Below are 21,810 nucleotides of genomic sequence, written 5' to 3'. Positions count from 1 at the left end.
AATTAAGGGAATAAAAAATGCAAGAAAATCGAATTCGTATGGCACATGGCAATGGTGGTGCATTAATGCAACAGCTGATCCAAACTTATTTTATGAAGGCTTTTTATAATACCTTCTTAGCGGAAAATGAGGATCAAGCACGCTTGCCTTTAACTGCTTTTGCTCAAGGTGAAAAATTGGCGTTTAGCACTGACAGCTTTGTCATCGATCCGATTTTTTTTCCAGGTGGCAATATCGGTAAATTAGCAGTGTGTGGAACGGTTAATGATGTGGCTGTGAGTGGTGCTATTCCTCAATTCTTATCCTGTGGTTTTATTTTAGAAGAAGGGCTTGACCTCTCTGATTTAGAACAAATTATCCATTCAATGGCAAAAACCGCAGCACAGGCAGGTATTCAAATTGTAACCGGTGATACTAAAGTTGTTCCAAAAGGTGCAGTGGATAAAATCTTCATTAATACCAGCGGTATCGGTGTCATTCCTTCAACAATTCATTGGGGAATGAACCAAATTGAAGTAGGCGATCAAATTATTGTGACGGGGACTTTGGGCGATCATGGTGCGACTATTCTCAACTTACGGGAAAACTTAGGGATTCAAACTGATTTATGCAGTGATTGTACCGTTTTAACTCCACTGATTGATTGTATTCGTTCTATTTCTGGGGTCAAAACCTTACGTGATGCCACTCGTGGTGGGGTGAATGCTGTATTACACGAGTTTGCCCAAGCCAGTCAAAAAGGAATGCAAATCTACCAAGACAAACTGCCAATTCGACAAGAGGTGCGTGGGATTTGTGAATTATTAGGTTTAGATGCCTTGAATTTTGCCAATGAAGGGAAATTAGTCATCGTGGCTTCCGCTGAACAAACACCTGAAATTTTGACCGCACTTCGTTCTCATCCTTTAGGCGCACAAGCGGCTTGTATTGGCGAAGTGATTTCTGTTCAAAAAGTACGACTTATTGGCTCTTTTGGGCAAAGTCGTTTATTAGATTTACCGACTAACGAACCACTTCCTCGCATTTGTTAATCCGCCAACATTGCCCCAATAACCGCTTGCCCTAAAGCAACTCCACCATCGCCCATTGGATATTGATGGGCACTTAATACTTCCAGTTGAGCAAGATCTTGGCGTAACCAATAACGTAATAATTGGTTATGGCAAACGCCTCCCGAGAGTACAACAGTTTGCACTTGATGTTGATTCGCTTGTTTTAAGGCTAACTCGGCAAAAGCTTTGGCTAATAAACGATGAAATAACCAAGCTTTTTGTGCTGTATCTCCTTGATGAGTTAACCAAATTTTCCATAATTGGCTTAAATCAATTTGGTTATTTTCAGTCAACAAAGAAGAAATTTCGTTAAAATCCACCGCTCTTTTTACGTTTTCAGAATGAGCACGCTGATATTGCCAAGCTAAGGCTTCTAAATGACAAGCGGCCTCCCCCTCCCAACTGATTTGAGTTTGATGTAGTCCCAAAGCACAGGACATTGCATCAAATAAACGCCCAGCAGAAGAAACTAATGGTGCATTAATCCCTTTTGCTTTAGCTTGTAATAAAGCTTGCCAAGGTTGAACTAAAATAAATTCGGATTCAGGATAACTCTGCCAGTTTGGTACAAATTGCTCAAAATGCGCCAATAAATTACGCCAAGGCTGTTTCGCGGCTAAGTTACCACCTAGCCAAGCCACTGCTGGCAAGCCACCTAAATGCTTGCAATCAACTTTTTCTACTAGCAAACATTCACCACCCCATAATTGCTCTTCACCCATACCAATGCCGTCTAATGCTAATCCAATCACTTTTTCTTCTGCTCTTTGATGCTCTGCGAGTACTGCCATTATATGTGCGTGATGATGTAATACAGCATGACAAGTCACGTTGGCTTTTTGTGCTAAGTATTGCCCTAAAGTGTGAGTAAAATAATCTGGGTGCGCATCGACTATAATTTTTTTCGGAGCAAACTGATAGAGCTGTTGGAATAACGCAATGTTGGTGCTAATTTGTTGTTGAATTTGTTCATTATCCGCATCGCCCAAATGTTGTGTTACTACGACTTTATCCCCTTTCAATAAACAAAAAGTATTTTTCAAATCTGCACCTAACGCCAGAATATTCTGATTATTTTTTATATTTAACGCTAGTTCATCCGGCACATAACCTCGTGCACGTCGTAAAATTTCTACACCATCAAAAGCCACTCGTGCTAAAGAATCATCTGCTCGTTGTAAAATATCTCGATTATGTAATAACCAATAATCCGCTAAACTCGCCAATTCTTTGAATGCTCTTTGATTATCTAATACGGGAGGCAATCCCCGCTGATTTGCTGATGTCATTACCAATGGAGTTTGAATTTGTCTCAACAATAAATGTTGTAGTGGGTTACTTGGCAACATCACACCAATTTCGTTTAAGTGTGGTGCAATTTCACCACAAACTTGAGACACTTTCTCTTTAGCTAATAACACAATAGGTGCTGCACTACTCTGTAATAAATCCTTTTCTTCTGTACTTAGATTTTTTAGCCAATCAATGCTCGGCACCATAATGGCTAATGGCTTTGTTGCTCGTTGCTTGCGTTGCCGTAGCAGTTGAATGGCTCGTGAGTTAGTAGCATCACAAGATAAATGAAAACCACCAATGCCTTTTACTGCAACAATTTTACCTTGTTGTAAGTAGCTCACAGCCAAACTAAGTGCGGTCTCTTTTTCTGCTAGAATTTGTGTGCCATCAGTTAACCAAGTGTATGGTCCGCAATGATCACAAGCGTTCGGTTGAGCGTGAAAACGGCGATCCGCAGGATTTTTATATTCCTTTTCGCAAGTTGGACAAAACGAGAAATGGCTCATTGAGGTATTCGGGCGATCATAAGGGATTTTACGAATGATGGTAAAACGAGGACCACAGTGAGTACAGTTAGTAAAAGGATAATGAAAACGGCGATTGTGAGGATTAAAAAGATCATCAAGACAAGCAGCACAAGTTGCGGCATCAGGCACAATTTGCGTATCCATTTGACTATTTTCGCTTTCTCGAATCACAAATTCAGTAGTAGAAGATAAATCGTCCCAATTTTTCCAAGTATAAATAGCTTCATTAATATGCGCTAAAGGCGGACATTGTTGATATAAATCCTGTAAAAAATCCAAAAGTGCAGTATGATTCTGAGCCGTTTCTTCCATCAATAATCGAATTAGCACCCCTTCACCATCATTATTCACATCGCCAATAAATTGGTATTTTTGTGCTAACAACCACACAAAAGGACGAAAACCAACCCCTTGAACTTTACCTTTTACACGAATTTCTACGCCATAAAACAGAATATTTTCCATCTCGCCCCCAAAATCCTAAAGTAACTTTATATTATTTTCCTAAAGTTACTTTATATTTTTCTCTATTTATCTCATTAAGAAAATATTATTTTTCCATATTTCCTAAAGTTACTTCATATTTATATATAAGCTATTGATAAATAGAAAACAATATAAAAAAGAATAAAAAATATTGTTTATATTCAATACCTTACATAATCAATATTACATACAAATAATATTTTCATAATATATAATATATTTTAAATATAACCATTTGTTTTTTAATCTAATTATTTTATTGATATGAATCAAAAAAATTTTAATTATAACTATTGGTGAATATATAAAAGGAGTATCCTTTTAAAATCAAAGGTTATTTTTGTTATTTTACTAGCAATAAATTAGGGGGAGAATATGAACCGTTTTGTCATTGCAGATCCCAGTGATTGCATCGGTTGTAACACTTGTCTTGCTGCGTGTAGTGAAGTTCATGAAGCATTTGGATTACAATCTCATCCAAGATTGACTTTAATGCGTAATGATGATGTTACCGCGCCTTTAGTCTGCCATCATTGTGATGATGCACCTTGTGCGACTGTTTGTCCAGTAAATGCTATCAAACAAGTCGATCGTACTATCCAACTCAACGAAAGCCTCTGTATTGGTTGTAAACTTTGTGCAATTGCTTGTCCATTTGGTGCAATTACACCTTGCGGCAGCAAAGCGGTTAATGCACCGAGTTATTATGAGCACTTTAGTTTTAAAGAAGCCTTTAACCGCGATCCTCGTGTTTCACCAGATAACAGCCAATTAAATGAAACGCTTGCGTGGCAACCGGGTGTCAAAGCTGTCGCAGTGAAATGTGATTTATGCTATTTCCGCAAAGAAGGGCCTGCTTGTATTCAATCTTGTCCAACCAAAACGTTATTTTTAATTGACAACAAAGGAATTGAAAACGTCAGTTATAAAAAACGTGAAACAGAACTTGAAGCTGCTCAACACCTTCATCTTCGATAATACGACATTTATCATTTTCATCTTCGTTAATGGAGTGAATTATGAGTTATTCAATTATGTTGCTCCTCCTTTCCTTAGGAACTTATACGATAGGGGCTTTTGTATCACTGAAATGGCGTGCTGACGAATTAAAATCAATTCGCATTGCTGGCTTTTCGAGTATTGCAGGTGGAATAATAGGGTTGCTATCGAGCCTTAGCATTTTGCTCAAAGGAGGCATCGAAAACTATACAATCAGTACACCTTATGTTTTCGCTAACTACGTTATCCAATTAGATGGTTTAAATGCATTTATGGTGTTTGTCATCTCATTGTTAGTGATTGTAAGCGCAATTTATTCCCTTGACTACGTAAAAGAATATATAGGAAAAGGTGCTGGTAGCATGGGATTTTTTATGAATCTCTTTATTGCTTCTATGATTGCAGTAGTTACCGCAGATAATGCATTTTGGTTCTTAGTGTTCTTTGAGCTAATGTCTTTAGCTTCTTACTTCCTTGTATTGACTGAACAAGATAAAAAAGCGATCAATGCGGGCTTACTCTACTTCTTTATTGCTCACGCTGGTTCGGTGCTTATCATGATTGCGTTCTTCCTCTGTTATCGGGAAACGGGCAGTCTTGAATTTGAATCCTTCCGTCAAACCACTTTCTCCTCCCCTACCGCATTCACAATTTTCCTCCTCGCATTTTTAGGTTTTGGTGCTAAAGCCGGTATGGTGCCATTACACGGTTGGTTACCTCAAGCTCACCCTGCTGCGCCATCACATGCCTCTGCGTTAATGTCTGGAGTAATGGTAAAAATTGGTATCTTCGGGATTATTAAAGTTGGCGTTGATTTATTACACGCAAGCAACCCTTGGTTTGGCGTTATCGTTCTTTGTGTCGGTGCAATTTCTTCTGTACTTGGCGTGCTTTACGCAATTGCCGAACACGATATAAAACGCCTACTTGCTTACCACACTGTTGAAAACGTAGGTATCATTATGATGGGTGTGGGCGTTGGTATGATTGGAATGGCAATCAACGAACCAGTACTCGCAGCAATTGGTTTTTTAGGCGGACTTTACCACTTACTCAACCACGCGATTTTCAAAGGCTTACTCTTCTTAGGTGCTGGCTCAATTATGTATCGCCTACATACTAAAGATATGGACTTAATGGGTGGGCTCGGAAAATTAATGCCTTATACCGCACTTTGTTTCTTGATCGGTACAATGGCAATTTCGGCACTGCCACCATTCAACGGATTTGTGAGTGAATGGTTTACTTATCAAGCGCTATTTAACCTAAGCCAAAGCGACTACTTCATTCTCCGCTGCCTAGCCCCTGTCGCAATTATTATGCTAGCATTAACTGGCGCATTAGCTGCACTTTGTTTTGTAAAAGTCTATGGTATTAGCTTTTCTGGCGCACCTCGTAGCGAAAAAGCAGCAGAAGCACGAGAAGTACCAAAAACAATGTGGGTAGCAATGGCAATCTTAGCTACACTTTGTATCTTGTTAGGTATCGGTGCCTCAGTTGTAGCACCAATAATTCTTAATATTTCGACCGCACTTGCACAAACAGACAGCTTCACTATCGCAGAAAAAGGCTTTGTGATGACAAGTGAAAATGCCTCAACCGTCTTATCAACACCAATGATTGCGATTATGTTGATCGCAAGTATCGCACTTCCATTTGTCTATTATGCTTACACGAAACCAAGCCGCCTACCTGATCAAAACAAAGGTACCCCTTGGGCTTGTGGCTATGAATATGAAAGCGATATGAGCCTTTCATCAGGCAACTTTACTCGACCACTACGCTTTATCTTTAAACCACTTTATACCCTACGCGAACGCTTATCACTTGGTGGGATTAGTCAAAAAGTGATTGATCAAAGTATTACTATTTCGACAAAAGTCGAACCTGTCTGGGAAGAAAAAGTGACTATGCCATTAGGCTATCAAATTCCACGTTTAGCGGAAAAAGTCCGTTGGTTGCAACGTGGAGACTTCCGCATGTATTGCTTATATTTTGTTGTTGCATTAGCTCTGCTGCTACTTAGCTTAACAATAATGAAATAGGGGGAAATGATGACGATTCCAAATGAAATAATGACATCAATGACGATGTGGATCTTCGGCATTTTTCAAGCTGTATTGTTATTGTTGTTAGCACCATTTTATTCAGGTTTATCACGAATGATCCGAGCAAGAATCCAGTCTCGTCGTGGACCGGGTTTATTGCAAGACTATCGTGATATTGTGAAATTAATGAAACGACAAAATATCGCACCAGAAGCTGCCGGAATGGTATCTCAAGTGATGCCTTATGTGCTTGTAGGTAGCGTATTAGTGATTGCAATGGGATTACCGTTATTCACTCGCTATTCACCCATTGGTGGCTTAGGCGATTTAATCACGGTTATTTATCTCTTTGCGTTATTCCGTTTCTTCTTCTCTATTGCCGGTCTTGATTCTAACAGCTCTTTTGCAGGGATCGGGGCAAGCCGAGAAGTAACATTAGGTGTCTTGGTTGAACCAACATTAATGTTAAGTTTGTTAGTGATCGCCTTAGGCGTTGGCTCTACTCACTTTGGCGTGATGAGCAATACTATTGCATCACATCAACTTGCGACACCATTTTCAGCCTTAATCGCAGCAATTGCGTTGGCTTTTTCAGTCTTTATTGAAATGGGAAAAATCCCATTTGACTTAGCCGAAGCAGAACAAGAACTACAAGAAGGTCCATTAACAGAATATTCAGGTCCCTCTTTTGCCATCATTAAAGTCGGTTTAAGTTTAAAACAAATGGTTGTTGCTGCGATCTTTGCAAGCGTTGTTCTACCTTATGGTGCAGCCGCAGAATTCACTTCAAGTGCGATTTTATTCGGTATGTTATTTTTCTTCTTAAAATTGACCGCACTTTATGTGATTGCTTGCGTGTTTGAAAACAGCCTTGCTCGCTTACGCTTTATGTTAACAGGCAAAATTACTGTTATCGGATTTGGCGTGTCGGTTTTAGCCTTCGTCTTTTATTTGGTAGGCTTATAGGGGGAACATATGGAAAGTTTAACACTGATAACCATTATCTTACCGTTCCTTGGTGCATTTGTGACTGGCTTGCCGGTTGTTCGCGATAAGTTTGCAAAATTTGCCACACTCGTTGCCTTAATCAGCTCAGTCGGTGTCTTGCTCATTGCATTAAGTTGGCACGCTAATGGTCGCATTCCAGTGACTTACGACATCATTAGTTTTGGGCATATAGTCATCTGGGGAATCACCCTTGATGAAGTCAGCACATTGATTGGCTTTGCTGTTGTCGTGCTTGGTTTCTTAATTTGCCTCTATTCTTGCGGTTATCTCACTGAACAAAATAAAGAACACCCACACGCAGGGAAACCACGTTTTTATGCCTTCTTACTGATTTTCATCGGTGCAATGGCAGGACTTGTTTTTTCTTCTACCTTAATTGGACAACTCTTTTTCTTCGAGATTACAGGGGCTTGTTCTTGGGGATTAATCAGTTACTACCAAACACCAAAAGCCAAAGCCGCAGCAATGAAAGCGTTAATTCTCACCCATATTGGTGCGTTAGGGCTTTATTTTGCAGCCGCTTATTTATTTAGCCAAAGCGGTACATTCTCAATCGCAACACTCGCCACTTTATCTCCAGATGCAAAAATCTGTGTGTTACTCGGCATTATGCTTGCTGCTTGGGGTAAATCAGCGCAAATGCCGTTACAAATTTGGTTACCAAACGCAATGGAAGCGCCAACCCCTGTCAGTGCGTATTTACACGCTGCATCAATGGTCAAAGTTGGGGTGTATATTTTTGCAAGGGCGGTTTATTCTGCGGGTGAAATTCCAGAAATTATCGGTGTCATTGGCTTAATTATGGCGATGATAACGCTAATTTACGGCTTCTTTATGTATTTGCCACAACACGACTTAAAACGTTTATTGGCTTATTCCACCATCACACAATTAGCTTACATTTTTATCGGCTTATCTCTCGCGGTATTTAATTCAAAACTCGCCTTCATTGCAGCAATTGTTTATATCTTCAACCACGCTTTCGCCAAAAGCTTATTCTTCCTTGTGGCTGGTGCGTTGAGTTATAGCACAGGAACTCGCCTAATGCCTCGTTTACAAGGAATTATGCGCACAATGCCACTCATCGGCACAGGCTTTGGTGTCGCAACGCTTGCTATTGCAGGTGTGCCACCATTTAACGGATTCTTCAGTAAATTCCCGTTATTTGCCGCAGGTTTTGAAGTCAGCCAAGAATATGCGTGGGTAATGCCGTTGATTATTTTAGCACTCATTGAATCAATCGCGACCTTTGTGTGGTTGTTATACAAATTCGGACAATGTGTAATTGGCGAACCGTCACAAGACGTTTTAGATGCACAAACCTTACCAAAATCAATGGCGATAGTCTTAATCGTATTGATGGTGATGTCAGTGTTATCAAGTGCAATTGCCGCTTGGTGGTTAAGTTAAGGGGGGAATAATGATGAATTTAGCTCTGATCAATAGTTTAGCCGGCTTGCTGATTTTTACCTCGGTCATCGTGATTTATACCAAAACGGTAAAAAGTGCGGCGATTAGCTATGCAGTTCAATCTCTCGTGCTTGTTGCACTTTTCTACTTCCTCGCAAAAGCAATGAATGCTCACGAATTATATATGTGGTCGATTTCAGCGTTCTTCACCAAAGTGGTTTTAGTGCCAGCATTGATTTTCTATATGGCACGCAAACTGCCTGAAAATGATTTTGCAGACGGCGTAAATAAAGCGTGGCTGATTCCGATTTTCCCAGTGATTATGATCGTCAGTTACTTAATTGTTGAGCCAATTAACTTAGCCATTATTGAAAATGTGAAACCTGCATTTGCTGTTTCATTCTCCCATTTCTTCTTAGGCTTGCTTTGTATCGTGTCACAACGCCATTTACTCAAACAGGTATTCGGCTACTGCTTAATGGAGAACGGCGCACATCTCAGCTTAGCCTTGCTAGGACATAAAGCACCTGAATTAGTTGAAATTGGTATCTCAACCGATGCGATTTTTGCCATTGTGATTATGGTAGTCTTAGTTAATAAAATTTATAAAAAGATCAATAGCTTGGATGCTAACGATCTCTCAGAGTTGAAGGGGTAAGATTATGTGGATTAACATCTTATTACTTGCACCATTACTAATTGCCCTAGCTTGCTTTGTAGCTGCGCGGATTAATAGTCAAAATCTCAGTACGAGTTTACACATAACTGGCTTAATTCTGACCGCACTTTTTTCACTCAAACTGGGCGCTGATGTCCTTTCTCAGGGCGCTCTCAGCACAGAAGGACACTGGTTTTATGTTGATAGCTTGTCAGCTATTTTTGTGGGAATCATTGGTATTGTCGGTTTATTAGCAGGTCTTTATTCCATTGGTTATATGAAAAAAGAGTTGGAATTAGGTGAGTTTAACGAACAACAATACGGTAATTATTACGGTTTCTTCCATCTTTTCTTCTTCACAATGCTACTTTCTGTAATGACAAACAACATCGTTGTGATGTGGGTGGGCATTGAAGCGACAACCTTAAGTTCCGCTTTCTTAGTGGGTGCTTATGGTAAACGTACCTCTCTAGAAGCCGCTTGGAAATACATCATTATTTGTTCTGTTGGGGTAGCATTCGGCTTATACGGTACCTTGCTTGTTTTCGCCGATGCAAGCAACATTCTAGCAGATCCTGAACAAGCAATTTTCTGGACAAAAATTAATGAAAATGCGACCGCACTTGATCCACATTTAATTCATCTTGCTTTTATATTTATTCTTATCGGGTTTGGTACAAAATGCGGGTTATTCCCAATGCACACTTGGTTACCCGATGCGCACAGTGAGGCCCCAAGCCCTGTTAGTGCGATTCTTTCAGGAATATTACTAAATTGTGCAATGTTAGTCGTGTTACGTTACTACATTCTCACCAATAAAGCAGTCGGTCCTGAATTTGCACAAAATCTATTGCTCATCTTCGGTATTATTTCTGTAGCTATAGCGGCCTTATTTATCATTGCACAACGTGATATCAAACGCTTACTCGCTTACTCAAGTATTGAAAATATGGGTTTAATTGCAGTAGGTTTTGGTATTGGTGGTCCACTCGGTGTCTTTGCTGGACTACTACATACCATAAACCACAGTTTAGCGAAAACCTTATTATTCTGTGCATCAGGAAACATTTTAGTGAAATATCACAGTCGTGATATGCAAGATATCAAAGGCTTGTGGAAAACAATGCCAATTACTGCTGTATTATTTGCCGGCGGTGCGCTTGCATTGAGTGGCGTACCACCATTTAACTTATTTATCAGTGAATTGGCTCTAGTGACAGCAGGAATTACAACTGGTCATATAGGCTTAATGATCTTCTGCTTAATCTTGCTCACTATCGTATTAGCAGCGCTTGCAAAAATGGTATTAAATACTGTACTTGGTGAGAAACCAGAGCATATTGAAACTGGTGAATTTTCTATTATTACAATCGTTCCAATGGCTGCCTTGCTTGGCTTAATGTTAATGTTTGGCTTGTATCTTTGTGAGCCGATACTGCAATTACTTACTTCCGCAGTAAATATTGTTCTAGGACAAAACAATGCCACATTAACTGATGCATTATTACCTTGGTTACCATTAAATCAATAGATCGGCATTAGGAGGAAACAATGGAGTTAAATCAAAATGCGGTTGTCGGTCAACAAATCGGAAAAAACTATGTTGCCGCACTTGCACAAAAATTTCCAAATACGATTTTAGAGGAAGAATGGTCAACAGATGATCAAGTCACTTTAACGATTAAAACCAATATGTTACCTGAAGTCGTAGAATGGCTTTATTACGAAAATAATGGTTGGCTTTCTGTGCTGTTCGGTAACGATGAAAGAGCACTTAATGGTCACTATGCGGTCTATTATGTTTTATCAATGGAAGGCGATATTAAAAGTTGGGTAGTGATTAAAGCATTAGTCGATGCCAACACGCTTGAATATCCATCTGTCACACCAAGAGTGCCAGCTGCAGTTTGGGGAGAACGTGAAGTTCGCGATATGTATGGGCTTATTCCTGTGGGATTACCTGACGAACGCCGCTTAGTATTACCAGATGACTGGCCTGATGGTCTCTACCCTTTACGCAAAGACTCGATGGACTACCGTTTACGTCCTGAACCGACTACTGAAACAGAAACATACGAATTTATCAATGAAAAGGGCGAAGGTCGCATTGTTCCAGTTGGTCCATTACACATTACGTCTGACGAACCGGGACATTTTCGTTTATTCGTGGACGGGGAAGATATTGTCGATGCTGATTACCGATTGTTCTACGTGCATCGTGGAATGGAAAAACTCGCGGAAACACGAATGGATTATGATCAAGTCACCTTCCTTGCTGACCGCGTTTGTGGAATTTGTGGTTTTACACATAGTGTTGCTTATGCTAATTCCGTTGAAAATGCACTGGGTCTTATAGTACCAGAACGTGCTCAATGGATTCGTGCGTTATTGTTAGAAGTCGAACGTTTACACAGCCATATGTTAAATATTGGATTATCAAGCCACTTCGTTGGTTTTGATACTGGCTTTATGCAATTCTTCCGTGTACGTGAAAAATCAATGACCTTAGCTGAAATTCTCACTGGAGCACGTAAAACTTACGGTATTAACTTAATCGGAGGTATTCGTCGCGACATTCTCAAAGAGCAACGCAATACCTGTATTCAATTAATTCGCGAAATGCGTCAAGGTTTTACGGAACTGATTGATATTCTCTTAAACACTCCAAATATGAAACAGCGCACTGTAAATATTGGTCGTTTAGAAAGCCAAATTGCACGTGATTACAGCCCTGTTGGCCCGTTAGTGCGTGGTAGTGGTTTTAAACGTGATGTACGTAAATATCACCCATTCTCAAGCTATGACAAAATACCATTTGATACCTATCACGCTGACAGCTGTGATGTATTTGGTCGTTTAAGTGTGCGTATTAAAGAAACCTTTGAATGTATGAATATGGTGGAATATATGGTAGATAACTTACCAGAAGGTCCATTACTTTCTGAAGGTTTCACTTATAAACCACATAAATTTGCATTAGGGATTACTGAAGCGCCTCGTGGTGAAGATATTCACTGGTCAATGTTAGGCGATAACCAAAAGCTCTACCGCTGGCGTTGTCGTGCTGCAACTTATGCAAACTGGCCTGTACTTCGCTATATGTTGCGTGGCAATACAGTTTCTGATGCACCATTGATTATTGGTAGTGTCGATCCTTGCTATTCTTGTACTGACCGTGTGACCGTTGTCGATGTTCGAAAACGTAAAGCACAAGTCATTGATTACAAAGAAATGGAACGCTATGGCATCGAACGTAAAAATTCGCCATTAAAATAGGGGGATACAATGTTTAAACTTTTGAAAACAGTCTTTAAGACTGGCGATGCCACAGTTAAATATCCGTTTAAACCCTTAGACGTTCACCCTGATGTGCGTGGCAGACCTGAATTTAATTCCGATCAATGCATAGTCTGCTCTGCCTGTACGATGGCTTGCCCTGCTAATGCATTAACAATGCGAACTGATGCCGTAACTGGAGATCGCACTTGGTCACTTTTTTTAGCTCGCTGTATTTTCTGTGGTCGCTGTGAAGAAGTTTGCCCAACCAAAGCCATTCGCTTAACTAATGATTTTGAGTTAGCCGTTGCGAATAAAGACGATTTATTACAAGAAACTACATTTACAACCGTAAGTTGTGCCAACTGCCACCAGCCGTTCACAAGCCACAAAGAGCTTAACTATACGATTGCATTGTTAAAACAATCTGGTTTAAACGATGAGCAAATTCAACGCCAACAAGCCATTTTATCTTGCTGTCCTGAATGTCGCCGTCAATTATCACTAGATAAAACCAGCCATATGGGCAAAGTAATGGGGGCTAAATTTGCCCATTATCAACAGGAGGAAAACAAATGACCTCATTCCAAAATTTCCAAGTGCAACCTTTAACTGTTGATGAACAAATTGCCAAGCTCAAAGGTAAATTACTTAAAGATATCCAACGTTCGGCTTATGTTTATCGTGTTGACTGTGGTGGATGTAACGGTTGTGAAATTGAGATTTTCAGTACCATTACACCAGTGTTTGATGCAGAACGTTTCGGGATAAAAGTCGTCGCTTCACCACGCCACGCAGATATTCTTCTGTTTACCGGAGCGGTCACTCGTGCAATGTTAGCACCTGCATTAAGAGCTTATGAAGCTGCACCCGATCCAAAAATCTGTGTCTCTTATGGCGCTTGTGGTTGTAGTGGTGGGATCTTCCACGACTTATATTGTGTATGGGGCGGTAGCGACAAAATTGTACCAATTGATGTGTATATCCCAGGCTGTCCACCAACACCCGCAGCCACCATTTATGGTTTTGCAATGGCACTCGGATTGCTTGATCAAAAACTCAAAGGCAAACAAGAAATTGCTAATCCAAATGTTGAAGCGCAAGTGCGTTTCCCAACTGTGCCAGCGGATCTACGTATTGAATTAGAACGTGAAGCCAGACGTTTAGCCGGTTATCGCCAAGGTGGCGATATTGCAAATCGCTATTTACAAATGATGTCCGCAAAAGAAGACATTCCATTTGGCGTACGCCTTGGCGAATATTTAGAACGTGAAGGCGATCCTAGATTAAGTGAAATTATGCATCGCTTACATAGAATTAGTTTTCCATTTTCAGGTTAATTGAGGTGCATTATGGATCGTTACAGTCAATATTCACAACCCGTTGTTTTGTTCTATGCCTTAAATCAAAAGTTTGTTGATAGCGATGAAGATGTGCCAGAACAAAGTCAACAAGTGATGTACTACTCGCTTGCGATCGGACATCACGTCGGTGTGATTGATTGTTTCAAGCCTATTCTCCAATGTACATATGAACAATACAAACAATGGCTTGATAAATTGCCAGAAAGTGAGTCAAAACGAAAATTAGCCGGATTAATCAAATTTGGTGAAATTATGATTGATGTCACACACATCAACGGTTTGGCGTTAATTCTCAGTAAAAATCGACCGCACTTTTCTGATCAAGAATGTGAATGGACTGACATTTTAATGGCAAATTTTGCAGCGATTCAAAAAGAACCTGCAATGTATTTAATGGTCAAAAGAAAAGGATAGAATAAAAAATGAACATCGTGCTTTGCGTAGGAAACAGTATGATGGGCGATGATGCAGCAGGCATTATGCTCTATGAAATGCTGAATAAAAATCCGCTCCCAAATTGGCAGGCACTCAATGGCGGATCAACACCAGAAAATCAAGTGCATACCATTCGCCAACTCAAACCTGAGTGTTTGGTGATTGTTGATGCTACTGAAATGGATTTGCCAGTCGGTGAAATTCGTTTCGTTGATAAAGCGCTGATTGCTGATATGTTCATCATGAGTACACATAATTTACCGCTCAATTTTTTAATTGAGCAACTAGAAGAAGATATTCCCAATGTTCACTTTATTGGTATTCAACCCGATATCGTGTCATTTATGTTCCCAATGACGGAGTCTGTTAAACAAGGTGTTGAAAAAATCTATGATGCTTTAAAACATTGGGAAAATGGACCGCACTTTGCATCACTTTAAATGAGCAAGCGAATTACTGATTTTTACAAAATGTCGTCGTAAAAAATGTGGGGGTGTGAGCTTCAGCTCACATAAATAAAACATCAACAAAGGACAATGATTATGAAAAAAGTCATCACTGTATGTCCATATTGCGCCTCAGGCTGCAAAATCAATTTGTTGGTTGAAAACAACAAGATTGTAGGAGCCGAAGGGGCACATGGTGTCACCAATGAAGGTGAACTTTGTTTAAAAGGATACTACGGTTGGGATTTTGTCCACGATACTAAAATCCTAACACCACGCTTAACTCAACCAATGATTCGCTATAAACGAGGCGAGGCATTTACTCCTGTAAGTTGGGAAACTGCCATTCGATATTGTGCGGATCGTTTAACTGAAATTCGTAATAAATACGGCAATGAATCCATTATGGTAACTGGTTCTTCTCGTGGCCCAGGCAACGAAGTGAACTATGTCATGCAAAAATTTGCACGAGCTGTACTCAAAAATAACAACGTTGACTGTTGCGCACGTGTCTGACACGGCCCTTCTGTAGCAGGTCTGCTCAAATCGGTCGGAAATGGCGCAATGTCAAACTCCATCGTTGAAATTGAAGATACAAAATGCTTATTTATCTTTGGCTATAATGCATCGACTTCACACCCTATCGTGGCTCGTCGTATTAATAGAGCAAAAGAAAAAGGTGCAAAAATCATTGTTTGTGACCCACGTAAAATTGAAACTGCAAGGGTTGCCGATATTTACGCGCCACTGAAAAATGGTAGTAACGTTGCATTCTTAAATGCAATGATGAACGTAATTATTGAAGAAAATTTAGTGGATCAAACATTCATTGATGAGCACACTGAAAACTTTGAGCAAATGTACGAAGTTGTCAAAGATTACACACCTGAATCAACCCAACATATTACAGGTATTGAACCTGCAATGTTGCGTGAAATTGCCCGCACTTATGCAACTGCAGAAACAGCGACTATCCTTTGGGGTATGGGCGTTTGCCAATTCCGTCAAGGTGTTGAAGCTGTTCGCTCTCTTGCAAGTATCGCAATGCTCACTGGTAACTTAGGTAAACCAAATGTAGGTGTAAACCCTGTACGTGGTCAAAATAATGTACAAGGTGCTTGTGATATGGGAGCACTTTACAACACCTTACCAGGTTATCAACGTTTAGATGATCCCGCTACAATGGAAAAATTTGCCAAAGCATGGGGAGTTGACTCATTAAATACAAAACCCGGTGTACCGTTGAGTGAAGTTCCTCACGCAGTAAAAGAAGGTCATCTCAAAGCATTCTATATTATGGGTGAAGATACCTTACAAACTGAACCTGATGTAAATGCAATGAAGAAAACCTTTGAGGATCTAGAGTTCATTATCGTACAAGATATTTTTATGACTCAAACTGCCGCTGCCGCAGATGTGATTCTTCCAGCGACCTCTTGTGCTGAGCACGAAGGAGTTTACTCTGCTGCAGACCGAGGATTCCAACGTTTCTATAAAGCCGTTGAACCTGTAGGTGATGTGAAAGATGACTGGCAGATTATCAGTGAAATCGCAACGGCAATGGGCTACCCAATGCACTACAACAATACCAAAGAAATTTGGGACGAGTTACGTTCACTTTGCCCAATTTACAAAGGCGCAACTTACGAAAAAATGGAAGGCTTGGGTTATATCCAATGGCCTTGCTATGACGAAGGTCCTGAAGATCAAGGTACACAATATTTATATAAAGGTCAGATATTTGACCGCGCAGGTGGCAAAGCTGAATTCTTTGCTTGCGACTGGCTACCACCAATGGAAGATGTATCAGAAGAATATCCATTGGTTCTGTCAACTGTGCGTGAAGTAGGTCACTACTCTTGCCGTTCAATGACGGGTAACTGTAAATCACTTGCTGCTTTAGCAGATGAGCCAGGATTTGTGCAAATGAACAACCTTGATGCAAAAGAATTGGACATTAAGCACGGTGATTTAGTGTGGATTCTCAACTCTCGCGGTAAAGTAATTTCTCGAGCCGATGTCAGTACAAGAACGAACAAAGGCGCTTGCTATATGACTTATCAATGGTGGATCGGAAAATGTAATGCCTTAACCGCAGAACATTTAAACCCAGGTTCACGTACACCGGAATATAAATATAGTGCTGTTCGCATTGAGAAAATTGAGGATCAAGCGTGGGCTGAACGTTATGTGGTTGAAGAGTACACTAAACTCAAAAATCACTTAAAATCAGAAGCGCTCGTTGCTTAAGTTTTCTGAACAATAATTAAATGAATGAGTACCGCATTTGAATGATATAAATCAAACTCAAGTGCGGTACTTTTTACAGCTATTTTGTTTTCTGTTACAGTGAGTTGTATCTTATCTCAACCAAATTAGGCAATATTATGTGTTTAGGCGTTCCAGGGAAAATTGTCAAAATTAATGAAAATCGCAGTATGGCAATGGTCGATGTATGCGGTGTACAACGTGAAGTCAATATTTCATTGATTACTCAAAGTGATGCTAATCTGCTAATGAATAAATGGGTTCTAGTCCATGTAGGATTTGCAATGAGTATTCTTGATGAGGAAGAAGCACAAAAAACGCTCGATGCGCTACTTGCCATGAGTGAGTTAGAACACGAAGTCAGTGACTTTCTTGGTCTCAATAATAAATAAAAAAGATATTACAAAAAGTTAGCGCAACGCTGTGATTTTCATTCCTTGATGTTTCAATAAACTTTCCAATAAATTTTCTTCATCAGGTAATTGTTGAGTACATTCGCCACGTAATTCAATTAAGCGCATACGCAAATGATCTAGTTCATGAATACGCTTTGTAATATCTTTAATATGATGATTGAGTAATTTGATAACTTCTTGACGTTGATAGGGTGAATTTTGATCTAAGTTGAGTAATTGTTTGATTTCATCTAAAGAAATATCTAACGAGCGGCAATATCGAATAAAACTTAAACGTTCGAGATGTTCAGTTCCATAACAACGAAAATTATTCGTTGTCCTTTCAACTGGTGGAAGTAAACCTTGTTGTTCATAAAAACGCACAGTTTCTACCGTACAGCCTACCGCTTTTGCCAACTGACCTATTTTCATACTGATTTACCTCATATTTTAGGTAATAACACTTGATCCTGAAGTAACTTCATACTTTAGTATTACGGCTCAACTAAGCTCATCAAATACAAGGAGATTATAATGAAAAAATTACTTTTAACAACCGCACTTTTTGCTATTGCAGCACCAACGATGGCACATAACATCTGGTTAGAAAATGCAAATCAACCAGGTGAATATGTAGTGAAATTTGGTCACGAAGCAACTGAAACTTATCCAGAGCACAAATTAACTAAAACCGTTGCAGTTTTGGAAGATGCACAACAAGAGCCATTAAAAGCAACTTTCAAAGGTGGTGAAGCTTATTTAATGCCTGCTACAAATACTTCACTTGTTTTACTTAGCTTTGATAATGGTATTTGGTGTAAAAAACAAAATGGTAAATGGGTAGAACAAACTAAACGTCAAACTCCAGATGCGACAAGCTGTGTTGCTGCAAGAAAAGGAGGTAAAGCTGTCCTAAAACAAGATGCAAACTTATTTAAAGCTCAGGGTCAAACGTATGAATTAGTACCTCAAGCTAAACCTGAAGTTGGTAAACCATTAGAAATTTTAGCTTTAGTGAACGGTAAACCTGCTGCAGGCATTCCAGTAGGTTTAGGTGAAGATTTACCATCAGTAAAAACCAATGACAAGGGTATCGCACACTATACTCCAACTGCAGGAATGAACAAAGTTTGGGCTGAGTTTGGGGAAAGCGCAAAAGGCAGCCTAGATTATGACGAGGTCAGCGTTGAATATATGCTAACTTTCGAGGCAAAATAATATGAGAGCGTACTTGCTGTTGCTATTATTTTTCCCCCACACTTTATTCGCGCACGCGTTGTATGTTGTCGCACAACAGCAAGGCTCTCAAATACGCGGGGAGACTTATTACTCTGATATGACCCCCGCCGCTGAACATTACATTGGGATATTTAATCCTAATGATTTGGAAAACCCAATCCTAGAAGGAATGAGTGATAAACAAGGACGTATTTCTCTCTTAGTCCCTGATGAGAAGCAATATGTTTTAGTGGTAGAAGGTGTAGAAGGACATAAAGCGACTTTAAATGTGCCACATATTCCTAGTAATAATGCACAAACCATGCAATCGAATGATGAATTTGTTCAATTAAGAAAAGATATTGCTCAATTAGAACAAAAGATCTATTGGCGTGATATCCTTGGCGGTATTGGATATATTTTGGGCTTGGTTGGCATTACCTTATGGTTTCGTCAACGTAAACAATAGGAAAACGTATGCATCTCTCTGAAGGGATCCTTCATTTACCAACATTACTTGTCACAAATGTAGTAGCATTAGGTGCAGTTTGGATAGGATTACGTCGTTTACAAGACGATAAGTTACCTCTGAGTGCACTATTTGCAGCAGCTTTTTTTGTGGCAAGTACTATTCATATTCCTATTGGTGTAGGAAGTGTCCATCTGATTTTAAATGGAATGGCCGGGTTATTTTTAGGTTGGACTGTATTCCCTGCCTTTCTGATTGCATTATTGCTACAAGTGCTTTTTTTCTCATTCGGTGGCTTTGCTGTACTTGGGGCAAATTTATGCAGTATGTCTGGTGCAGCATTACTTGCACATTACATATTGCGCCATTTCATTTCCCCAACCGCATCAAAATATAAACTGATTTTTGCTGGAATTTCATCGGCTTTAATCGGAATTATTGGTGCATTATTGATTACGGCAACCATTCTTTACGCAGACGGTGGCAAACAATATCTCGAAGTCATTTACTTATTATTTATCAGTCATTTACCAGTAATGGTCGTTGATGCACTGATCAGTTGTGGCGTTATTTTATTGCTACAAAAAATGCAACCCGAAATGCTCAACTTAGTTCCTAATAAAAAATAATGCTCACCATACAGCAACGATTTTACTTAACACTATTGCTAGCATTCGCATTTAGTGGGATTCACAACTTAACAATCGCATTGACACTTTTTGTGCCATTTCTTGTCGTCTTTCTATATCAGAAATATCAAGCCAATGAATTACGTTTAGCAACCAAATTTCTTTTATTTATTAATATATTTAGTGTACTACTTTGGTTAACAATGCGATTTAAATGGCAAAATGGTTGGCAATATTCAGCAGAAGGTGAGTATTTAGCATTATTAATCATCGCTAAAATGAATTTAATTACGTTGATGGTTCGAATCTCACTACAAAATTTCTCTGAACTACAACTTATCCAAGTTTTACAACATCGTTGGATTCCAGCAAAATTTACTCACTTAGCGATTCTTACGTTACGTTATATTAAAATTTTCGCAGAAACTCACCGCTCTTTAGAAAAAGCAATGCAAGCTCGTGGCTTTCAGGCAGGTTGCAATAAACGCACAATTTATGTGATCTCACAACGTATCACCTTATTATTAATTCACGCCTTACATAAAGCAAAAAATGTAGATAAAGCACTGCGTGCACGTGGTTTTTCATATGAACAATTTAACCGAAAATACAATGATTAGAACGGAAAATTTAACTATTACTCGCCAAGGAAAAACCTTACTGAGCGACATCAACTTAACGCTTAATTCACAACAACGTTTATGTTTATGTGGTTCGATTGGCTGTGGCAAAACGACGTTACTTCACAGCTTAATGGGATTTGTACCTTTTGAAGGGAAAATTTATTTGCTCGGTGATGAATGTAAAAGTGAAAAACAATTTGCTCAAAAACGTGGAAAAATTGGCTTACTTTTTCAAAATCCAGATGATCAACTTTTCGGTCCAACCGTTTTAGACGATGTAGCATTTGGGCCATTAAATCAAGGCATTAGCAAGAAAGAAGCCTACGCTATTGCACAACAACAACTGGAACAATTAGGTATTACACGTTTAGCAGAACGTTCTGTAAACCTGCTATCTGGAGGTGAGAAAAATTTCACCGCACTTGCCGGCGTATTAGCAATGAAACCACAAGTACTATTGTTAGATGAACCAACAAACGGCTTAGATCCTAAAAATGTGGATCGTTTGATCGACGTGTTATTAAAATTGGATTTACCAATGATTATAGCATCTCACGATATGCAATTTATACAACGTATTGCAACAGATGTATTCAATATGTCTGCTATTTCACAGCAATCTCTTTGATACGTAACTCATTTCCTTGTTGTACTTGTAAATGTGTACTTCCACAAGTTGGGCAAGCTGCTTGCCCAATCTCTACTTCGACCATTTTCTGACATTGCCAACACCATGCACTTGCAGGCACATCAATAAAGTGTAAACGGCAATTTTCAGCCATTGTCCCACGACACATAATTTCAAAACAAAATGCTAATGAGGATTTTTCAACGCAAGATAATACACCTAATTCTAGCCATAAATCCGTTACTTGTTTTACCTTATTTTTAGTACATTCTTTTTCAAGAATTTGCATCATATTTTGGCAAAGTGACATCTCGTGCATAATAATTCCTTTTTATTTGAAATAACAAAATGGTCAGCACTATTATCGCGCTAATCGAGAGATGATAAAAGATATTCTAATCTGTCATCATACTAAGTCGATATTTTAATATAAAACAGAAATTAACCGCACTTATACAAGTAAAAATAGTCCCAATTTCTTTCACTTCATTGGATTTTATGGTATTTTTAGCAAGCGATTTTTTCGTCAAGTTTCAAGGCTTGTTGATTGTTAAGTGCGGTTTCTTTTTTCAAAG

Annotated in this window: 22 protein-coding genes; 19 read left to right on the top strand and 3 right to left on the bottom strand. The window is 39.3% G+C overall.

Annotation, left to right across the window (positions count from 1 at the left end):
- Window positions 1-17: 17 nt before the first annotated feature.
- Window positions 18-1,031: a hydrogenase expression/formation protein HypE gene (hypE, locus tag CKV78_RS02125; protein ID WP_005764531.1), complete on the top strand. Its 1,014-nt coding sequence runs from the start codon at window positions 18-20 to the stop codon at window positions 1,029-1,031.
- On the opposite strand, the gene hypF is transcribed toward hypE, so the two are convergent.
- The gene (gene hypF / locus CKV78_RS02120) at window positions 1,028-3,340 is read right to left on the bottom strand and encodes a carbamoyltransferase HypF (RefSeq protein WP_005764533.1); all 2,313 of its coding nucleotides are present in this window, start codon (window positions 3,338-3,340) and stop codon (window positions 1,028-1,030) included. The two genes, hypE and hypF, sit on opposite strands and share 4 nt — an antisense overlap.
- Before the next feature lie 396 nt (window positions 3,341-3,736).
- Here hypF and CKV78_RS02115 point away from each other — a divergent pair, with 396 nt between their 5' ends.
- The 13 genes from CKV78_RS02115 (at window position 3,737) to hybG (ending at window position 17,665) form a co-directional block, all read left to right on the top strand.
- The gene (locus tag CKV78_RS02115; RefSeq protein WP_005764535.1) at window positions 3,737-4,339 is read left to right on the top strand and encodes a 4Fe-4S dicluster domain-containing protein; all 603 of its coding nucleotides are present in this window, start codon (window positions 3,737-3,739) and stop codon (window positions 4,337-4,339) included.
- Window positions 4,340-4,380: 41 nt separating this feature from the next.
- Window positions 4,381-6,405, top strand: coding sequence for a hydrogenase 4 subunit B (gene hyfB / locus CKV78_RS02110; RefSeq protein WP_032855617.1), 2,025 nt, complete (start codon window positions 4,381-4,383; stop codon window positions 6,403-6,405).
- Window positions 6,406-6,411: 6 nt separating this feature from the next.
- Window positions 6,412-7,374 carry a respiratory chain complex I subunit 1 family protein gene (locus CKV78_RS02105; RefSeq protein WP_032855618.1) on the top strand — a complete coding sequence of 321 codons (963 nt, stop codon included), beginning with the start codon at window positions 6,412-6,414 and terminating at the stop codon, window positions 7,372-7,374.
- Window positions 7,375-7,383: 9 nt separating this feature from the next.
- Complete coding sequence (locus CKV78_RS02100; protein WP_005764540.1) at window positions 7,384-8,826, top strand: hydrogenase 4 subunit D; 1,443 nt, start codon at window positions 7,384-7,386, stop codon at window positions 8,824-8,826.
- A 10-nt stretch (window positions 8,827-8,836) separates the two neighbouring features.
- Window positions 8,837-9,484, top strand: coding sequence for a hydrogenase 4 membrane subunit (gene hyfE / locus CKV78_RS02095; RefSeq protein ID WP_005764542.1), 648 nt, complete (start codon window positions 8,837-8,839; stop codon window positions 9,482-9,484).
- 4 nt (window positions 9,485-9,488) lie between these two features.
- A complete protein-coding gene (locus CKV78_RS02090) occupies window positions 9,489-11,015 on the top strand; it encodes a hydrogenase 4 subunit F (RefSeq protein WP_005764544.1) in 1,527 nt (508 codons plus the stop codon).
- A gap of 20 nt (window positions 11,016-11,035) precedes the next feature.
- The gene (locus CKV78_RS02085) at window positions 11,036-12,760 is read left to right on the top strand and encodes a hydrogenase large subunit (protein WP_005764546.1); all 1,725 of its coding nucleotides are present in this window, start codon (window positions 11,036-11,038) and stop codon (window positions 12,758-12,760) included.
- A gap of 9 nt (window positions 12,761-12,769) precedes the next feature.
- Complete coding sequence (locus CKV78_RS02080; RefSeq protein WP_005764548.1) at window positions 12,770-13,339, top strand: formate hydrogenlyase complex iron-sulfur subunit; 570 nt, start codon at window positions 12,770-12,772, stop codon at window positions 13,337-13,339.
- On the top strand, window positions 13,336-14,100 hold the full coding sequence (locus tag CKV78_RS02075; RefSeq protein WP_005764550.1) for an NADH-quinone oxidoreductase subunit B family protein: 765 nt from the start codon (window positions 13,336-13,338) through the stop codon (window positions 14,098-14,100). The genes CKV78_RS02080 and CKV78_RS02075 overlap by 4 nt, the downstream gene beginning before the upstream one ends.
- Window positions 14,101-14,112: 12 nt before the next feature.
- Window positions 14,113-14,538 carry a formate hydrogenlyase maturation HycH family protein gene (locus CKV78_RS02070; RefSeq protein WP_005764552.1) on the top strand — a complete coding sequence of 142 codons (426 nt, stop codon included), beginning with the start codon at window positions 14,113-14,115 and terminating at the stop codon, window positions 14,536-14,538.
- A gap of 8 nt (window positions 14,539-14,546) precedes the next feature.
- Entirely contained in the window at window positions 14,547-14,999 is a 453-nt protein-coding gene (gene hycI / locus CKV78_RS02065) for a hydrogenase maturation peptidase HycI (protein WP_032855619.1), read from the top strand.
- A gap of 102 nt (window positions 15,000-15,101) precedes the next feature.
- Window positions 15,102-17,255, top strand: coding sequence for a formate dehydrogenase subunit alpha (gene fdhF, locus CKV78_RS02060; RefSeq protein ID WP_081442240.1), 2,154 nt, complete (start codon window positions 15,102-15,104; stop codon window positions 17,253-17,255).
- Window positions 17,256-17,392: 137 nt separating this feature from the next.
- Complete coding sequence (hybG, locus tag CKV78_RS02055) at window positions 17,393-17,665, top strand: hydrogenase maturation factor HybG (RefSeq protein WP_005764559.1); 273 nt, start codon at window positions 17,393-17,395, stop codon at window positions 17,663-17,665.
- Between the two features lie 18 nt (window positions 17,666-17,683).
- Here the strand turns inward: hybG and CKV78_RS02050 are convergent, their stop codons facing one another.
- Window positions 17,684-18,100: a MerR family transcriptional regulator gene (locus CKV78_RS02050; RefSeq protein ID WP_005764561.1), complete on the bottom strand. Its 417-nt coding sequence runs from the start codon at window positions 18,098-18,100 to the stop codon at window positions 17,684-17,686.
- 102 nt (window positions 18,101-18,202) lie between these two features.
- On the opposite strand from CKV78_RS02050, the gene CKV78_RS02045 reads away from it, so the two are divergent.
- The 5 genes from CKV78_RS02045 (at window position 18,203) to CKV78_RS02025 (ending at window position 21,235) form a co-directional block, all read left to right on the top strand.
- Window positions 18,203-18,886, top strand: coding sequence for a DUF4198 domain-containing protein (locus CKV78_RS02045; RefSeq protein WP_005764562.1), 684 nt, complete (start codon window positions 18,203-18,205; stop codon window positions 18,884-18,886).
- Window positions 18,887-19,076: 190 nt separating this feature from the next.
- On the top strand, window positions 19,077-19,355 hold the full coding sequence (locus CKV78_RS10595) for a hypothetical protein (protein ID WP_231964007.1): 279 nt from the start codon (window positions 19,077-19,079) through the stop codon (window positions 19,353-19,355).
- Window positions 19,356-19,363: 8 nt separating this feature from the next.
- Entirely contained in the window at window positions 19,364-19,984 is a 621-nt protein-coding gene (gene cbiM, locus CKV78_RS02035) for a cobalt transporter CbiM (protein ID WP_005764565.1), read from the top strand.
- Window positions 19,984-20,604: an energy-coupling factor transporter transmembrane component T family protein gene (locus CKV78_RS02030; RefSeq protein ID WP_005764567.1), complete on the top strand. Its 621-nt coding sequence runs from the start codon at window positions 19,984-19,986 to the stop codon at window positions 20,602-20,604. The genes cbiM and CKV78_RS02030 overlap by 1 nt, the downstream gene beginning before the upstream one ends.
- Window positions 20,597-21,235, top strand: a complete 639-nt coding sequence (locus tag CKV78_RS02025; protein ID WP_155811618.1) for an energy-coupling factor ABC transporter ATP-binding protein — start codon at window positions 20,597-20,599, stop codon at window positions 21,233-21,235. Before CKV78_RS02030 ends, CKV78_RS02025 begins: the two co-directional genes overlap by 8 nt.
- Here CKV78_RS02025 and hypA read toward each other — a convergent pair.
- The gene (gene hypA, locus CKV78_RS02020) at window positions 21,213-21,554 is read right to left on the bottom strand and encodes a hydrogenase maturation nickel metallochaperone HypA (RefSeq protein WP_005764571.1); all 342 of its coding nucleotides are present in this window, start codon (window positions 21,552-21,554) and stop codon (window positions 21,213-21,215) included. The two genes, CKV78_RS02025 and hypA, sit on opposite strands and share 23 nt — an antisense overlap.
- Window positions 21,555-21,810 lie beyond the last annotated feature (256 nt).

It is taken from the genome of Pasteurella dagmatis (assembly GCF_900186835.1).
GTDB classification, from domain to species: Bacteria; Pseudomonadota; Gammaproteobacteria; order Enterobacterales; family Pasteurellaceae; genus Pasteurella; species Pasteurella dagmatis.
The sequence above is the reverse complement of the archived record's forward strand: the minus strand, read 5'-3'. Positions and strand labels throughout refer to the sequence as shown.

Excerpts from the sequence above, each read along its gene's own strand:
- CKV78_RS10595 (WP_231964007.1), top strand. The coding sequence starts at position 19,077 with ATGAGTGATAAACAAGGACGTATTTCTCTCTTAGTCCCTGATGAGAAG.
- CKV78_RS02105 (WP_032855618.1), top strand. The coding sequence starts at position 6,412 with ATGATGACGATTCCAAATGAAATAATGACATCAATGACGATGTGGATC.
- CKV78_RS02080 (WP_005764548.1), top strand. The coding sequence starts at position 12,770 with ATGTTTAAACTTTTGAAAACAGTCTTTAAGACTGGCGATGCCACAGTT.
- hyfB (WP_032855617.1), top strand. The coding sequence starts at position 4,381 with ATGAGTTATTCAATTATGTTGCTCCTCCTTTCCTTAGGAACTTATACG.
- hybG (WP_005764559.1), top strand. The coding sequence starts at position 17,393 with ATGTGTTTAGGCGTTCCAGGGAAAATTGTCAAAATTAATGAAAATCGC.
- CKV78_RS02025 (WP_155811618.1), top strand. The coding sequence starts at position 20,597 with ATGATTAGAACGGAAAATTTAACTATTACTCGCCAAGGAAAAACCTTA.
- CKV78_RS02085 (WP_005764546.1), top strand. The coding sequence starts at position 11,036 with ATGGAGTTAAATCAAAATGCGGTTGTCGGTCAACAAATCGGAAAAAAC.
- CKV78_RS02090 (WP_005764544.1), top strand. The coding sequence starts at position 9,489 with ATGTGGATTAACATCTTATTACTTGCACCATTACTAATTGCCCTAGCT.
- CKV78_RS02100 (WP_005764540.1), top strand. The coding sequence starts at position 7,384 with ATGGAAAGTTTAACACTGATAACCATTATCTTACCGTTCCTTGGTGCA.
- CKV78_RS02030 (WP_005764567.1), top strand. The coding sequence starts at position 19,984 with ATGCTCACCATACAGCAACGATTTTACTTAACACTATTGCTAGCATTC.
- hycI (WP_032855619.1), top strand. The coding sequence starts at position 14,547 with ATGAACATCGTGCTTTGCGTAGGAAACAGTATGATGGGCGATGATGCA.
- CKV78_RS02045 (WP_005764562.1), top strand. The coding sequence starts at position 18,203 with ATGAAAAAATTACTTTTAACAACCGCACTTTTTGCTATTGCAGCACCA.
- hyfE (WP_005764542.1), top strand. The coding sequence starts at position 8,837 with ATGATGAATTTAGCTCTGATCAATAGTTTAGCCGGCTTGCTGATTTTT.
- hypE (WP_005764531.1), top strand. The coding sequence starts at position 18 with ATGCAAGAAAATCGAATTCGTATGGCACATGGCAATGGTGGTGCATTA.
- hypA (WP_005764571.1), bottom strand. The coding sequence starts at position 21,554 with ATGCACGAGATGTCACTTTGCCAAAATATGATGCAAATTCTTGAAAAA.
- CKV78_RS02115 (WP_005764535.1), top strand. The coding sequence starts at position 3,737 with ATGAACCGTTTTGTCATTGCAGATCCCAGTGATTGCATCGGTTGTAAC.
- CKV78_RS02070 (WP_005764552.1), top strand. The coding sequence starts at position 14,113 with ATGGATCGTTACAGTCAATATTCACAACCCGTTGTTTTGTTCTATGCC.
- CKV78_RS02075 (WP_005764550.1), top strand. The coding sequence starts at position 13,336 with ATGACCTCATTCCAAAATTTCCAAGTGCAACCTTTAACTGTTGATGAA.
- hypF (WP_005764533.1), bottom strand. The coding sequence starts at position 3,340 with ATGGAAAATATTCTGTTTTATGGCGTAGAAATTCGTGTAAAAGGTAAA.
- CKV78_RS02050 (WP_005764561.1), bottom strand. The coding sequence starts at position 18,100 with ATGAAAATAGGTCAGTTGGCAAAAGCGGTAGGCTGTACGGTAGAAACT.
- cbiM (WP_005764565.1), top strand. The coding sequence starts at position 19,364 with ATGCATCTCTCTGAAGGGATCCTTCATTTACCAACATTACTTGTCACA.